Origin of the sequence: Gilliamella sp. G0441, from assembly GCF_050589305.1 — a bacterium.
In the GTDB taxonomy this organism is placed as follows: Bacteria; Pseudomonadota; Gammaproteobacteria; order Enterobacterales; family Orbaceae; genus Gilliamella.
Genome location: NZ_JBNRJF010000008.1, coordinates 81,844 through 98,011, shown reverse-complemented (window position 1 = coordinate 98,011; position 16,168 = coordinate 81,844). Strand labels below are relative to the sequence as shown.

Here is a 16,168-nt window from a genome sequence, read left to right as displayed (position 1 = left end):
TATGAAAAACATCGCAATTTTAGGTTCAACAGGATCAATAGGCTGTAGCACTTTGGCGGTCATTCGGCAAAATCCAACATTATTTAACGCTTATGTGCTAGTGGGTGGCAGTAATGTAAAAAAAATGACTGAACAATGCCAAGAATTTAAACCCCATTATGTGGCAATGGCAAGTGAACAAGCTGCACAACAGCTTAAAGCAAATCTTGTTGATCTAAAATTGGATATTGAAGTATTAAGTGGTGAACAAGCTATTTGTGATTTAGCACAGTTGCCCGAAGTTCACCAAGTCATGGCTGCCATTGTGGGCGCAGCAGGATTAAAACCGACGCTTGCTGCAATTGAAAAAGGAAAACGTATTTTACTGGCTAACAAAGAGTCTTTGGTTACTTGTGGACATCTGTTTATGCAAGCCGTAAAGCGATATGGCGCTGAACTGTTACCGGTTGATAGTGAACATAATGCGATTTTTCAAAGTCTGCCAACCGCCGTTCAGCATGATCTCGGGTTTGCTAATTTGGTTGATCATGGTGTGACCAAAATTGTGTTAACCGGCTCTGGGGGGCCTTTTCGAGATTGGGCAGTCAATCAATTATCTTCGGTGTCACCTGCACAAGCGATTGCTCATCCTAATTGGTCAATGGGAAAAAAGATTTCCGTTGATTCCGCTACAATGATGAATAAAGGTTTAGAATATATTGAAGCACGTTGGTTATTTAATGCCAGTGCCGAGCAAATGGAAATCATTGTCCATCCACAATCAATTATTCATTCAATGGTTCGTTATCAAGATGGCAGTGTTATTGCTCAATTAGGTGTGCCTGATATGCGGACACCTATCGCTTATTCTATGTCTTATCCATTACGTATCACATCTGGTGTGCCTGATTTAGATTTTACTCAGATGTCATCACTGACGTTTAATACACCTGATTTTAATCGTTATCCTTGCTTAAAATTAGCCATTGAGGCTTCTTGTCGAGGGCAAGCTGCAACCACGACCCTTAATGCGGCCAACGAAGTGGCGGTTGAAGCATTTTTGCAAAATAAAATTGGTTTTATGGATATTGCCAAACACGTATCGGCAACATTAGATAAACTTGTTTTACCTGAACCAACTACTATTGAGGACGTTGTGGCTATCGATACATGGGCTAGAGCACAGTCAGTTAAGGTGAATTAAAGCGTTTTATACTCTCGACAGGGTGCGCCCATGGCGACCACATTTGAAGGGATATCACGATCAACAATGCTTCCGGCTGCGATAACGGTATTATCACCGATAGTTACATTTGGCAGTATAATTACATTACCGCCAATCCAAACGTTGTGACCAATAGTAATTGGTTTTGCAAACTCAAGACCACGGCATCGTGTTTGGCTATCCAGTGGATGCCCTGAAGTGTAAAAGCCGCAATTAGGTGCAACAAGCACATTATCACCAAATGTAATTTTAGCCGCATCAAGCATGATGCAATTAAAATTGGCGAAAAAGTTTTCACCAATTTCAATATTATAACCGTAATCACATTGGAACCCTGGCATTATCGTAAACTGCTCTCCTGTTTTTCCAAGTAGCGTTTGAAACAGCTGATATCGCTGTTTTTCGGCAAGGGGAGATAATTGATTGAGTTGAAAGCAGAGATCCTGAGCATAAAGCCGATCGTTAGCCAATAAATTGATACCAGGATCATACAATAACCCAGCTAACATTTTTTCTTTTTCAGTCATTGCATTACGCCATTTGTTTAGCGGTTAATGCGGGATTATCGCTAATAAATGATTGTAAAAATGCGCTGTCAGGCAGTGCCGTTAAAGCTCCTTTTTGAGTTGTGGCTAAAGCACCACAGGCACTGGCAATGGTCATCATGCTTTCTAGCATGAGTTTATCTTCTGGCATTCCCGATGACGCTATGCTACTTAACAAACCTGCGACAAAAGCATCGCCAGCTCCTGTTGTGTCAACACTATTCACATGGTAGGAATCAAACGAAAAGGTTTTACCTTGCCATACGACAATACTGCCATCTCGCCCTTTGGTCACCAATTTTAGTGGAGCATTATAGTGCTGCTGAAGTTTATTTAATGCTTCATGCCAATCTTGACTTTCTGTCAACCAAAACAGCTCTTCATCAGACAGTTTAAGAATATCTGCATCGTGACAAAACTGCGTAATAATGGTGCGCATTTCGTCTTTATCTTTCCACATTTGCTCCCGTAAATTAATGTCAAAACTAATTAACCCCTGTTTAGCGGTCAGATCTTCAATAGCGGTTTTAAGTGTTTGTCGACAAGTTTGTCCAACTAATGCCAAAGAACAAAAATGTAAAATGTCTTGATTAAAATGGGGTATTGCTTGTTTTGAAAGGAATTGATCGGCTGACGGCGAGACTAAAAAAGTAAAACTGCGTTCGCCGTTTTTACCTAAATCGACAACGACAGTACTGGTTCGATGAAGATCGTCTTTTTCAAGGCTTTGGCAGTCAACATGATATTCTTTGAATGTTTTTTCCATAAAGTGACCAAACGGATCATTACCGACACGACCGATAAACGCCGAAGGAAGACCTAACTTAGCCACGCCAATAGCAACATTTGCAGGTGCACCCCCTGCACAAGCTTGATAATTCATTTCGCCAAATGGCAATAAATCAATAACCGCATCGCCAAGAGACCAGACTTTAGTATTATTCATTTCATTACTCGATATAATATTTGGTTAATAGGGTTTAAGGTGTGTGAATAGGTTGACGATATTTTTAATTGATATCGTCTTTTGCACACAGATTAAACCAAGTTTAATAATTAGTCATTCGCCATAGACTAAATCATTTCAAAAAAAATTCATTGTTAACGTTAAAAATGTGTGACTTTCATCACATATTTTATCGCTTAATTTATCTATAGTTAACGTTAACAATTAAATTAATATACCTTATAATCAGATAAATCTGATATCGGATGAACAAAGGGGATTTTATGTCTACTGCTATTGATAAAGCAAATCAAGCTGTTTTGCAATTAGAAACGACCATGAATAAACAGTATTATCCACATTTTCATTTAGCACCACAATCGGGATGGATGAACGATCCAAATGGTTTGATTTACTTTAAAGGGCAGTACCATGCCTTTTATCAACATCATCCTTATGATGAAAACTGGGGACCGATGCATTGGGGGCACGCTGTTAGTGATGATTTAGTGACATGGCGAAGATTACCCATAGCCATTGCACCCGATCAAGAGTTTGATAAAAGTGGCTGTTTTTCCGGTTCGGCAGTCGAAAAAGATGGCGAATTATATTTAATTTATACGGGGCATATTTGGTTAAATGGTCAAGGTAACGATGAGCAAATTCGGCAAACCCAATGCCTTGCTATTAGTAAAGACGGTATTCATTTTGAAAAACAGGGAACGATTTTAACGCCAGAAGATGGCATCATGCATTTTCGCGATCCTAAGGTTTGGCAACAAGATGGGATATGGTGGATGGTTGTCGGTCAGCGAGATCGCAACGATGTGGGCAAAGTTTTACTATATCGCTCACAAGATCTTAAAAAATGGCAATTTGATCATGTTGTGATAAGTGATATCGATCCTGATGTTTATATGCTTGAATGCCCTGATTTTTTTCCGTTAGGTGACAAATGGATTTTAATGTTTTCTCCGCAAGGTATGAAAGCTAAAGGTTACCAATATCGTAATCGGTTTCAATCAGGTTATATTGTTGGTGATTGGCAACCAGGACAAAAATTTTCTGTTATTAAACCTTTCCAAGAAATGGATTTTGGTCATGATTTTTATGCCCCTCAATCGTTTCTTGCAGCAGATGGACGCCGAATTATTTTTGCTTGGATGGATATGTGGGAATCAGTCATGCCGAGCAAAAAAGATAAATGGATGGGGGCATTTACCTTACCCCGTGAATTGATCTTAGATGCAGACAATAATGTTCGTAACAGACCGATTAAAGAACTTGAAGTATTACGTGAAAAACCTCAATCATTAACCAATATATTGCTGAGTAGTGAATTAAAAAATACGTCGATTGAATCAATTAGTTGTGAACTTAATGTCGAAATTGATCTCTCTGAAAGTAATGCAGAACGTTTTGGCTTGCAACTGGCAGCAACTGAAGATGGTAAACAAGCAACGTTGTTATTTATTGATTTACAATCTAATCGCATTGTACTTGATAGAAGTCTTTCGGGTTTAGAACTTAAAGGTTACCGTAGTGTACCATTACCAAAAACCGATAAGTTAAGCTTACATATTTATGTTGATGCATCATCCGTAGAAGTTTTTGTGAATAAGGATTTATATAGCTTGTCTAGTCGTATTTACCCTAAATTACCTGCGACAAGAAAGGTGAATTTATTTGCAGAAAATGGGCAGGCTAAAATCATTAAATTAGAAAGCTGGCAATTAAAATCAATCTATCAATCATGAGTCATTAACCCACCATCTCGTCTGGTGGGTTTGTCACTGTCTCTATAAAGATTGGCGTTGTAAAAATGCTGATGCAACTTGCGTTACCGTTTTTTGGGTTTGACCTGTGATGATATGTAAAGCTGCTTGTTCGCCTATTTCATAATGGGGAAGCTGTACTGTCGTTAAAGGGGGATAAAAAAGCTCGCCAGTACCCACCATATTATCATAGCCTAAAATAGCAACATCGTTAGGAATATGGAAACCATTACTTAGTAAATATTGATAAGCAACAAAAGCGATCCGATCATTACCACAAATTAATACATCAAATTCAGGTTTTCTAGCACAGTGTTGTTTTAATATTTCAACTGTCATCATATATTCTTGCGCAAGATTACCTTGAGATGTGGATGTATGATAACTAATTAGGTCATCTAAATTTTTACCTGCATCAAGCCAAGCTTGTTCTGCTGCTTGACGTCTAATGCTACCGGCTAAAGTATTTTCAGATAAATAGATACAAAGCGGTTTTTGATAACCTTTATTAATGACTTGCTGCATTGCTTGGTATTGACCCGAATAGTCATCAGGAATATAACAAGCTAACTGTTCAGAATCACTAATACAGTTGGCGAGCACCACATTTTTACCAAGTAATCTTTCAGGAAGCTCAACTTTTCTTAGTCCCATCGTGGTGTAAATAATGCCATTAGGGCGATAAGACAATAGCGTGTTAATGGCATGATTCGCGTCTTTATCGTCAAATAAATTGACAATAAACGTATTCCAGCCATGTTGCTGGGCTGTTCGTTCAATGGCTTGTAACAGCTCAACTGAAAACGGTGTCGTGGCGGTTTCTAATGCTAATACACCGATAGCACGTGGGCCAGAATGATCACCACGAATTTTTCGTGCAGATAAATCGGGAACATAATTGAGTTGTTCAATTGCTTTTTTTACTCGTTTATACGTTTCTTTATTTAATTTATCAGGATTATTAATTGCACGCGAAACAGTCATCAATGAAACCGATGCTAACTTTGCGACATCCTTAAGTGAAGCCATACTTAAATCCTTTTGCTCAGCATTAAAAAGGTGAATAACTTGTAATTACTAAATGTGATGATACCACAAATAAAAATGATAAAAAGTGTGAGGAATGTAACATTTATGATAACTGATTCTATCTATTTAGTTTCAATTATGACAATAATGTTAACATTAACATGTTAACGTTAAACTTCCATAATATAAGAGTACTAAAATATGAAAACGATAGAAAATAGAAATTATTGGTTCTCATCAGGTTATCTTATAACCTTTTATGCAGCATGGTCTCTTTGGTGGTCTTTTTACGCCATATGGCTAAAAAGTAAAATTGGATTATCGGGTGAACAGTTAGGAATTGTTTATGCAGCCAACTCTGCCGCTGCAATGTTTTTTATGATCTTTTATGGCATTATTCAAGATAAATTACAGATCGGTAAAGCAGTCATTACCTTTCAAAGTATCATGATGTTGCTGATTGGCCCATTTATGATTTATGTCTATGAACCATTATTAAGACACGATTTTATACTTGGGGCTTGCATTGGTGCACCAGTATTAAGCGCTGGGTTTATCTCTGGATGTGCTTTAGTTGATTCTTTTATTGAGCGAATTAGTCGATTATTTGGTTTTGAATTTGGTCCTGCTCGTTTTTGGGGATCGTTTGGTTATGCCGCAGCAACCTTTGTTGCCGGTATTTTATTTGGGATAAACCCGCATATTAACTTTTGGATGGCATCGGCTGTTGCCGCAATCTTTTTTACCATTAATATCCTATTTAAACCTAAACATTATTCCCAATCCTCACCGGAAAGTGATAACAATCTTGTTGTTGAAAAAACATCAACTATTCCAACGATGAGTGAAATAGTGTCCTTATTTGGCATGAAAAAGTTTTGGTTATTTGTTTTCTTTATTATTGGAACCAATAGCTTTTATACTATTTACGATCAGCAATTATTTCCTAATTTCTATACCACCTTTTTTACTGAAGAAGATTGGGGCTACGAAGTATATGGTTATTTGAATTCTTTCCAAGTTTTTTTAGAAGCTGCCTGTATGATATTAGCACCATATATTATTAATCAAATTGGTGCTAAAAGAGCATTATTACTAGCGGCGTTAGTGATGATTTGCCGAATTGCATTATCAGCAACATTAGATAATGTGTATTTAATTTCATTAGTGAAACTTTTTCATGCTATTGAAACCCCGTTATTTATTTTAGCCGTATTTAAATATGTTGTTGCGAATTTTGATGAAAGATTGTCTTCGACATTATATTTAGTTGGTTTTAATATCTCATCAAATATTGGGGTTATTGTGCTTTCATGGTTAGTCGGAAAACTATTCGATAATACCGGATATTCAACCACATTTTATACCCTTGCCGGCATTGTTCTATTGATTTTGGTCATTGCTATATTCACCTTGTGTGATGAAAAAAAAGCTAAGCTGAAATCTTCATTATCATCGTAAAAATCGTCAAAAAAATGGAAGCAGATTGTTTCCATTTTGCTATTTAAATGATGATAATAAAATACAACACTTGCTTACTTGATAAGTTTGCGAAACAATGTTGACTATTGTGATTAATATTTATAGGTCGTCATTGTGAACATTACGAAAAAAGTGGTTGAAGCAGATATGTTATGGCACACCATTCGGCAGGAAGCTTCTCAATTAGTTGAAAGTGAGCCAATGTTAGCGAGTTATTTCCATGCAACTTTACTCAATCATAAAAACTTGGGTAGTGCATTAAGTTATATTTTAGCGAATAAACTTGTTACCCAAGTAATGCCGGCAATTGAAATTCGTGAAATTGCAAGGCAGGCTTATGAGGCAGATACCACGATTATTCAATCAGCCGTGACAGATATCTTAGCGGTTTATGTACGCGATCCAGCAACAAACTACTATTCGACCCCGTTACTTTATTACAAAGGCTTTTTATCGTTACAGGCTTATCGAATTGCCCATTGGCTTTGGAAACAAGATCGTAAGTCGCTGGCTATTTTTTTACAAAGTCAAATCGCCATTGTTTTTGGTGTTGATATTCATCCAGCAGCCCAAATTGGCTGTGGTGTAATGTTTGACCATGCAACCGGTATTGTAATTGGTGAAACGGTCGTTATTGAAAATGATGTATCGATTTTGCAATCTGTGACCTTAGGTGGTACAGGTAAAGAAAACGGTGATCGGCATCCTAAAATTCGTGAAGGGGTAATGATAGGGGCTCACTCTACGATATTAGGCAATATTGAAATCGGAAAAGGGGCAAAAATTGGTGCTGGTTCGGTCGTGTTAGAGCCTGTTCCTGAGCATACAACGGTTGCCGGTGTGCCAGCGAAAGTGGTTGGATGTCCTGACTGTGAAAAACCAGCCTTAAATATGAATCAAGATATCTTATATGAAAAAGAGGTTGTTTCAATTTCCGTCGACGTTGATCGACGGAAGTAAAAGAAAACAACTTACTCATTAGTGGTTGGTGGTGACATTGACATCCATTGTTGGATAAGGAATATTAATATTATTCTCAGTTAATGCGTTTTTAATATTTTCGAGTAACTCTGCTTTCAATGCGCCATAATTTTCGTTTAGTGTCCAAACTAAAACATTAAAATTCATTGATGATGCATCAAGTACATCTAAACGAATAGTTGGTTTTTTAGTGGTTAATATATTGCTGGTTTGATTAACCGCTTGATTAAGTACCTGATAAACTTTCTGGATATCGGAGTTATAACCAACATTAATCACTAGATCTAAACGTCTTTCTGGTAGACGACTATAATTAATAATATTGGCACTTACCACTTGCCCATTCGGGATGACAACCACTTCATTAGTCGGTGTAACAATTGAGGTTGAGAAAATTTGAATTGAATCAATTACCCCTCTTTGATTGTTAATCACCACCGTCTCGCCGACTTTAAATGGACGGAAAATAATCAAAATCACCCCGGCTGCGAAATTTGATAACGATCCTTGCAATGCTAAACCGACCGCTAAACCAGCAGCACCAATGACAGCAACAATTGATGCAGTTTGAACACCTAATTGCCCTAATACGGCAACTAATGTCATTATAATAATGGCATAGTAAGATAAAGCACTAACAAACTTTACGACGGTAGGATCTACTTGCCGATTAATTAATATGCGTTTTAGCTGACGGCTAATAAATTTGGCAATAATTCGACCAACGACAAAAATGATAATCGCAAAGCAGAAATGAACAATATAACCAAGTACTACGCCGTCATATTTATCAATAAGAGAGACTATCTGCTTTAAAATATTTTCAAAATGCATAAATTATCCTCAAAAAAGGTTATAGAGCAGTTAGTTAATTAAATATTTAAATCAATTGTTTCGCCAATAACGCCCAACGAGTATCAAAATTGGTGGTTGGTAAATATTTAAAGCCAGAGCGGGAATAACGAACCATCATCCCTTCACAAAAAGCTAATAATTGGCTGGATAAAATTCGCTCATCGGTGGTAAATGCGACCCCTTCACGAATTTTACGTTCACGTAACACTTGCTTAATTTGAGTTTCAATTCGTTCAAACAGCTGACTAATACGTTCTTGAAGTTGCTCTTGTTCAAACATTAAGGCATGACCAGTCATGATTCTGGTTAATCCAGGATTTTTTTCAGAAAAACCCAATATTAATGCAAGAATTAACTGTAAACGGACAAAGGTATTTAGCTCATCTTGCATAATGACATTAATGCGAGAAAGTAAAATATCTTCAATGTAGACAATTAAACTTTCAAACATTTTAGTTTTACTCGGAAAATGTCGATAAAGTGCAGCTTCTGATACACCAACACTTGCTGCTAACTTTGCTGTAGTAATGCGTTGGGTACCTTCATTAGATTCAAGCATGGTGGCTAAAGCTTGCAGTATATCTTCTTTCCTATTTTTATTTTTGCTGCTCACAATCATTTTTTACCCGAATGCCCAAATCCACCTTCGCCGCGTGCTGACGCTGTAAATTCATCAACAATATTAAATTCTGCTTGTATGACAGGAACAATAATTAACTGAGCAATACGATCACCTGCTTCAATTACAAATGGAGTTTGACTACGGTTCCAAACCGGTACAAATAACTGACCTTGATAATCCGAATCAATAAGACCCACTAAATTACCAAGTACAATCCCATTTTTAGATCCCAATCCTGACCGTGGTAAAACTAACGCTGCTAAAGTCGGATCTGCAATATGCATGGATAAACCTGTTGGCGTTAAAATAGTTTCACCAGGTTTTATCTCGGTTGTTTTATCAAACATTGCTCGTAGATCAATGCCAGCCGATCCTTCGGTTGCATAGGTTGGAAGCGGAAAATCATTACCTAAACGTTTATCTAATATTTTAATATCAATTTTTCTTTTCATCATGACTCGCTTTATATCGTGTTATAACAACTTCAAGTAACTGTGTTGCTAATTGTTGTTTACTGCTTAATGGTAATGTTTGTTCACCATTTTGCCAATAAAGTGTTAATGCATTTTGCTCAGAATTAAAGCCAATTTTTTTATCAGAAACATCATTAGCGCAAATTAAATCTAGGTTTTTAGCTGTTAATTTTTTTAAGGCATAGTTTTTAACATTTTCGGTTTCAGCCGCAAAACCAACCACAAAAGGGCGCTGTTCTTTTAACGCTGCAATATGCGCAATAATGTCAGGATTTTTGACTAACTTAATCAATAATTCATTACTATTATCTGTCTTTTTAATTTTATTTTCAGCGATAGTTTCAGCTCGATAGTCGGCAACGGCGGCACAGCCAATAAAAATAGATGATTGTTTAGCAAATTTTAACGCTTCGTTATACATCTCATTTGCACTTTTTACATCAATTCGATTCACATTTTTAGGTGTATCTAAATTTACCGGACCACTTATTAGGGTTACCTTTGCACCCATATCAGCGGCAACTTTAGCAATAGCAAACCCCATCTTTCCTGAACTATAATTACTAATATATCGAACAGGATCTAACTCTTCAATCGTTGGACCTGCCGTGATGGTTAGCGATATGCCTGAGAATGCAGATGAAGTTGAAAAATAACCTTCAATTTGTTCGACAATTGCTTGAGGTTCAATCATTCGCCCAGGGCCGTAATCACCGCAAGCTTGAAAGCCATCGTCAGGGCCTAAAATGAATGTATTTCGGTTACTCAGCACAGATAGATTATGTTGGGTTGCTGCTGCTTTATACATCTGTTGATTCATGGCTGGTGCTAACGCAATATTTGCTGATGTTGCTAAACAAACCGTTGATAACAGGTCATCGGCAATGCCATTGGCTATTTTAGCAATAATATTCGCTGTTGCAGGGGCGATTAATACTAAATCCGCCCATTTTGCCAGTTCAATATGGCTCATAGAGAGTTCAGCAGAAGGATCAAATAAATCAGTTGAAACAGGATTACCTGAAACGGCTTGTAACGTCATTGTTGTAACAAAATGGCTAGCCGAGTCAGTGACGATTACTCTTACGTCCGCTCCCGCTTTTTTTAAATGGCGAACAAGATCCGGGCATTTATAAGCAGCTATGCCTCCTGTAATTCCTAATAAAATATGTTTACCAGAAAGATTCATGATCAAGTTTCCTTCACCTTCAAATCAAAATCACTATATTACCACAATTCATTTAGATAATAAGTAACTCTTTCGCATTGGCTAATGTTGCATCAGTAATTTTATCTCCGCCTAAAAGTCGGGCTAATTCATTTAAACGTCCATTATTGTCTAATTTTTGCATATCAGTTGATGTCTGTTTGCTGTTAGTTTGCTTACTGACAAAGTAGTGTTGATTAGCTTGTCCCGCAACTTGTGGTAAGTGGGTAACGGTAATAACTTGGGTAGATTGTCCAAGCTGTCTTAATAATTGCCCAACTTTAGAAGCAGTAGGGCCACTAATGCCTACATCAATTTCATCAAATATTAGTGCCGGTGTATCCATTTTTTGAGCTGTCAAAACCTGTATTGCTAGCGCAATACGTGATAATTCACCGCCAGATGCCACTTTGGCAAGGGGCAAGGCATGCTGTCCGACATTGGTCGTAACTAAAAAAGTAACTTGGTCGGCACCGTCCTCATTTAAACGCGTTTCATCAAAGGTTATTTCGATACTAAATTGTCCATTAGGCATGGATAATTCATGCATAATAGCCGTGACTTTTTTGGCGAGTGCTTTACTGCTCATTAAGCGTTTTTGATGTAATTTTTCGGCAATTTCAAGTGCAAGTTGATGATATTTGGTAATATCCGCTTTTAACTGTTCACTTTGTTCATCTTGTTGATTAATCTGTTTGAATTCGGTAAGCAAATTTTGATGCAATTCAGGAAGTGCCTCTGGTGCAACATGGTGTTTACGGGCAAGCGCTATTTGCTTTGATAGCCGTTGTTCAAGTTGCATGACACGCGCTGGATCAAGCTCTAAACTTTCGCTGTAATGGCGTAGTTCATAACTGGCTTCTTTGATCTGGATAGCGGCTTCTTCCAGCATGTTAAACACGTTACTTAAATTTGGATCGAGTTCGGATAACTCCTGCACACTGTTTTTAACACTACCAAGTAGATTACTGACATTGTATTCATCAGCTTCATCTAAAAGCATCACCGATTGTTGGCTAAGCTGAATTAACTGTTCACTATTCGATAAACGTTTGTATTCTTCATCAATTTGTTGGTATTCCCCTTCAATAGGCGAAAATTCATTTAATTCTTTAAGTTGATATTGTAATAACTGAACATGTGCTTCTCGTTCTTGCCGTGATGCTTGATACTGTTCATAAGTTTGGCGTGCTACTTTCCATTGCTTATAAGCTTGCTGCATTTGATTAAGCAATGATGGCTCATTCATATAATGATTAAGCAATAACTGCTGATATTCACCTCGTAAAAGACGTTGGGGTTCATGTTGTCCATGAATTTGGATTAACATTTGTCCTAAATCTTTGAGTTGGGATATGGGCACAGCACGACCATTAATAAAGGCTTTTGAACGTCCATCTTGATTGATAACTCGTCGTAATATACATTCATTACCTTCGTCTAGCTGATTTTCGGTTAGCCAAGAAAAGGCTGCTGGTGTGTCATCAAGCACAAAGCAGGCTGAAATATCGACACGTTCAGCACCTAAACGGATAGATGAAGCATCGGAACGATTACCTAAACAGAGCCCTAGAGCATCGATCGCGATCGATTTTCCAGCCCCGGTTTCACCGGTTATAGCGGTCATCCCCATTGTAAAGTCAACTAATAGGTGATCAACGATAGCAAAATTATTGATAGTAAGTTGAGTTATCATAAAAAATTAATCAGTAATGCTAGTGAAAATATGAGCAGTATAGCAACAAAAATACTGTAAATAAATACAGTTTAATCGTGTTTTGTAAGAAAATTGGTGTTTATTTATTATCTAAGTGTCTAACTTTTATCTCGATAAAATAGCAAAATATCAATTGATTTTCGATGAAATATGAATAAATTGAATATTTTTCTTTTGTAAATCGATTTTAAATCAAATTTTACCAATTAGTATAATAGATTTTCTTGTATATTAATCTTATCGTTCCCTCTTTTAACCCTAATTATTATGCAATATAATTTGCAAAAATTATTCACAATAATTAAGGACATTTAACATGTTTGGAAATAAAACAAATCGTCAAATCATTATTTGGACAACTCTGATTGGTGGATTCATTAGTGCGTTAGTTAAATGGGGCTCAGAAGTCAACATGCCTCCTCGTGTACCCGGTGAAGTTTCTCCTCCTGCAGCACATATTGATGCATGGCTTGGTTGGTTAGGTATTAATTCTCACTCGCTTGATTATGCTTATCAAACGGCTATCGTTTCAGGTGCAGTGACACTTTATCACTGGCTATTTAGTTTTGCATTTGCTTTTGTCTATGTGTTTATTGCCTACTTTTGGAATAAAATCCGATTATGGTATGGTGCATTCTACGGCATTATCATTACCGTCACCATGCATGGCTTTTTAATTCCACTGCTTGGTTTCCGTCATCCTGCTTACGATCCAGAGGGTACAGTAGGTTGGTTATGGAATTTAAATGGTTATGAACTTTGGAGTGAATTTTTAGGACATATCTACTGGGCTGTGTCGATTGAAATTTGTATGATTGCCGTACTTGCTTATTTTTCAAGACCTATTCGTGGTGAATGGCGTAAATAGTCAATTTTCCTAAATAATTAACTAAAATCCTTCTGACAATATAACGTTAGAGGGATTTTTTTTGATGTTTCGATATAGAAAAAAACTATATCAATCAATAAAAAACTAGAATTATTCAATAACAGTTTTTTTTGTTATCTTTTTTGCTACTTAAGAAATGTGATGAAAGGAAAACAAAAAATGAATACTGCTGTAATTGGATATCCTCGTGTTGGTAAACTTCGTGAACTTAAATTTGCTACCGAAGCTTATTTTAAAGGCAATAAAAGCCAGACTGAATTATTAAATGACGCTAAAGCATTACGTGCTGAGCATTTGCAACAACAAGCATCACATAACATTGCTTTTATCTCCTCAAATGATTTTTCGTTTTATGATGCAGTATTAGATACCGCTTGTTTGCTCAATGTTATTCCAAAACGTTACCAAGATTTAAGTTTACCGGAATTGGATCGTTATTTTGCAATGGCACGGGGTTATCAAGGTGAAAAAGGTGATGTTCGTGCATTGGCAATGAAAAAGTGGTTTAACACCAACTATCACTACTTAGTACCTGAAATTGAAGATTCAGTACAGATTAAATTAGCTGGCACAAAGCCTTTTGATGAATATCAAGAAGCGAAAGCACTTGGTATACAAACTAAACCGGTTGTTATTGGTGCGTTAACATTTTTCAAACTTGCCCAGTATTTAGGTAATAAAAAACTGGTTGATTTTAAAGCTGATATTATTAAAGCTTATCAAGACATCATTCAAAAATTTACGACACTTGGCGCACAGTGGATTCAAATTGATGAACCAATTTTGGTGACTGATTTAAATAAAGATGATATTGCTTTATTTACTGAACTTTATCAGGCGATCCTATCGGTTAAAGGGACAACTAAAGTCGTGTTACAAACCTATTTTGGTGATGTTCGTGATTGCTACAAAGAATTGGTGGCGCTACCATTTGATGGTATTGGACTGGATTTTGTTGAAGGCAAGCAATCATTAGCATTACTTGAAAATCATGGATTTCCGTCTGATAAAGTGTTATTTGCTGGTGTGGTTAATGGTAAAAATATTTGGAAAAACAATTATCAAAAAACATTGGCATTAGTGACTAAAATTAAACAAAAAGCGGGTAAAGTGGTGATCAATACGTCATGTTCTTTACTCCATGTGCCTTACACATTGCAAAATGAAACAAAGTTAACGATTCAACAACGTGCTTATTTTGCTTTTGCCCAAGAAAAACTTCAAGAACTTGCTGAACTGGGGCTTTTAGTTAACGAGTCTCAACCTGAAAATCATGCAGCTTTTAAAGCTAATCAAACGTTATTTACGCGTGAACGAGAAGGCGCCAATCAAGCAGTACGTCAGAAAGTCGCTGCATTAAAAGAATCCGATTTTACCCGTTTGCCAGCGTTTTCAGTTCGAGAAGCGACGCAGAAAAAAGCCTTCAATTTGCCACTTCTACCAACAACAACGATTGGTTCATTCCCACAAACTCCTGATGTTCGTTTAAATCGAGCAAAATTCAAAAAAGGTGAAATTTGTTTGAATGAATATACCGAGTTTAATAAGCAAAAAATTGCAGAATGCATTAAGCTCCAAGAAAAGATTGGTATTGATGTGTTAGTTCATGGTGAATTTGAACGTAATGATATGGTCGAGTATTTTGGCGAAAGCTTAAATGGTTTTGTCTTTACTGAAAAAGCATGGGTGCAATCATACGGTACTCGTTGTGTTAAACCACCTATTGTTTGGGGTGATATTTCACGCTCTAAACCCATTACTGTTGAGTATTCACAATACGCTCAAAGCCTCACTGATAAACCCGTTAAAGGCATGTTAACTGGCCCAGTCACGATCCTTAACTGGTCGTTCCCTCGTGAAGATATTTCACAAAAAGAATCAGTCTTCCAAATTGGTTTAGCAATCAGTGATGAAGTGTTAGATCTTGAAGCGGCGGGTATTAAAGTTATCCAAATTGATGAGGCGGCGCTAAAAGAGAAATTACCACTACGTAAAGCGGATTGGAATAGTGAATATTTAGATTGGGCTATTCCAGCATTTAGATTAGTTCACAGCAAAGTACAAGCTGATACACAAATTCATACGCATATGTGTTACAGCGAATTTGCTGACATCATCAAAGATATTGATGCAATGGATGCTGATGTGATTTCGTTTGAAGCTTCTCGTTCAAATCTGCAATTGATTGACGTACTTAAAGCTAATCACTTTAAAACAGAAGTTGGGCCAGGCGTTTACGATATTCATTCACCTCGTGTCCCACCGGTTGCCGAAATTAAAGCCACGATTGAAAAGTTACTGGCTAAAATTGAAAAGCAAAAATTATGGATTAATCCAGATTGTGGTTTAAAAACGCGTGGCGAAAAAGAAGTTGTTGAAAGCTTAGAACATTTAGTTCAAGCAACATTAGAAGTTCGAAAAACACTCAATTGATAAGCTTTTT

The 16,168-nt window shown here is 36.9% G+C and carries 14 protein-coding genes; 6 read left to right on the top strand and 8 right to left on the bottom strand.

Annotated elements, in window-relative coordinates; genetic code table 11:
• The first annotated feature begins 1 nt into the window (after position 1).
• Positions 2-1,183: a 1-deoxy-D-xylulose-5-phosphate reductoisomerase gene (gene ispC / locus ACKJXD_RS08415; RefSeq protein WP_411604351.1), complete on the top strand. Its 1,182-nt coding sequence runs from the start codon at positions 2-4 to the stop codon at positions 1,181-1,183.
• Here the strand turns inward: ispC and ACKJXD_RS08410 are convergent.
• Positions 1,180-1,731, bottom strand: a complete 552-nt coding sequence (locus ACKJXD_RS08410) for a sugar O-acetyltransferase (RefSeq protein WP_430876051.1) — start codon at positions 1,729-1,731, stop codon at positions 1,180-1,182. The two genes, ispC and ACKJXD_RS08410, sit on opposite strands and share 4 nt — an antisense overlap.
• Positions 1,732-1,735: 4 nt before the next feature.
• The gene (locus tag ACKJXD_RS08405; RefSeq protein ID WP_220216244.1) at positions 1,736-2,695 is read right to left on the bottom strand and encodes an aminoimidazole riboside kinase; all 960 of its coding nucleotides are present in this window, start codon (positions 2,693-2,695) and stop codon (positions 1,736-1,738) included.
• Positions 2,696-2,979: 284 nt separating this feature from the next.
• Between ACKJXD_RS08405 and ACKJXD_RS08400 the strand changes: the two genes are divergently transcribed.
• Positions 2,980-4,452, top strand: coding sequence for a glycoside hydrolase family 32 protein (locus ACKJXD_RS08400; protein WP_267350183.1), 1,473 nt, complete (start codon positions 2,980-2,982; stop codon positions 4,450-4,452).
• Positions 4,453-4,494: 42 nt separating this feature from the next.
• Here ACKJXD_RS08400 and ACKJXD_RS08395 read toward each other — a convergent pair whose 3' ends face one another.
• A complete protein-coding gene (locus tag ACKJXD_RS08395; protein ID WP_430876050.1) occupies positions 4,495-5,499 on the bottom strand; it encodes a LacI family DNA-binding transcriptional regulator in 1,005 nt (334 codons plus the stop codon).
• Positions 5,500-5,700: 201 nt separating this feature from the next.
• On the opposite strand from ACKJXD_RS08395, the gene ACKJXD_RS08390 reads away from it, so the two are divergent.
• Complete coding sequence (locus tag ACKJXD_RS08390; protein WP_294826215.1) at positions 5,701-6,960, top strand: oligosaccharide MFS transporter; 1,260 nt, start codon at positions 5,701-5,703, stop codon at positions 6,958-6,960.
• 168 nt (positions 6,961-7,128) lie between these two features.
• Positions 7,129-7,941 (top strand): serine O-acetyltransferase, encoded by an 813-nt coding sequence (gene cysE / locus ACKJXD_RS08385; protein WP_363317352.1) that lies wholly within the window; start codon positions 7,129-7,131, stop codon positions 7,939-7,941.
• An 18-nt stretch (positions 7,942-7,959) separates the two neighbouring features.
• On the opposite strand, the gene ACKJXD_RS08380 is transcribed toward cysE, so the two are convergent.
• From ACKJXD_RS08380 to recN, 5 genes are read right to left on the bottom strand one after another with little or no spacing between them, the layout of a single operon-like run.
• Positions 7,960-8,796, bottom strand: a complete 837-nt coding sequence (locus tag ACKJXD_RS08380; RefSeq protein ID WP_430876049.1) for a mechanosensitive ion channel domain-containing protein — start codon at positions 8,794-8,796, stop codon at positions 7,960-7,962.
• A 46-nt stretch (positions 8,797-8,842) separates the two neighbouring features.
• Positions 8,843-9,436 (bottom strand): nucleoid occlusion factor SlmA, encoded by a 594-nt coding sequence (gene slmA, locus ACKJXD_RS08375; RefSeq protein WP_065558483.1) that lies wholly within the window; start codon positions 9,434-9,436, stop codon positions 8,843-8,845.
• A complete protein-coding gene (dut, locus tag ACKJXD_RS08370; protein WP_065558484.1) occupies positions 9,433-9,891 on the bottom strand; it encodes a dUTP diphosphatase in 459 nt (152 codons plus the stop codon). The genes slmA and dut overlap by 4 nt, the downstream gene beginning before the upstream one ends.
• Positions 9,875-11,104: a bifunctional phosphopantothenoylcysteine decarboxylase/phosphopantothenate--cysteine ligase CoaBC gene (coaBC, locus tag ACKJXD_RS08365; protein WP_430876058.1), complete on the bottom strand. Its 1,230-nt coding sequence runs from the start codon at positions 11,102-11,104 to the stop codon at positions 9,875-9,877. Before coaBC ends, dut begins: the two co-directional genes overlap by 17 nt.
• A gap of 49 nt (positions 11,105-11,153) precedes the next feature.
• On the bottom strand, positions 11,154-12,815 hold the full coding sequence (gene recN, locus ACKJXD_RS08360; RefSeq protein ID WP_430876048.1) for a DNA repair protein RecN: 1,662 nt from the start codon (positions 12,813-12,815) through the stop codon (positions 11,154-11,156).
• Positions 12,816-13,152: 337 nt separating this feature from the next.
• Between recN and ACKJXD_RS08355 the strand changes: the two genes are divergently transcribed.
• Positions 13,153-13,704, top strand: coding sequence for a YagU family protein (locus ACKJXD_RS08355; protein ID WP_430876047.1), 552 nt, complete (start codon positions 13,153-13,155; stop codon positions 13,702-13,704).
• A 180-nt stretch (positions 13,705-13,884) separates the two neighbouring features.
• Positions 13,885-16,158, top strand: coding sequence for a 5-methyltetrahydropteroyltriglutamate--homocysteine S-methyltransferase (gene metE, locus ACKJXD_RS08350; RefSeq protein WP_411589534.1), 2,274 nt, complete (start codon positions 13,885-13,887; stop codon positions 16,156-16,158).
• The last annotated feature ends 10 nt before the right edge of the window (positions 16,159-16,168 follow it).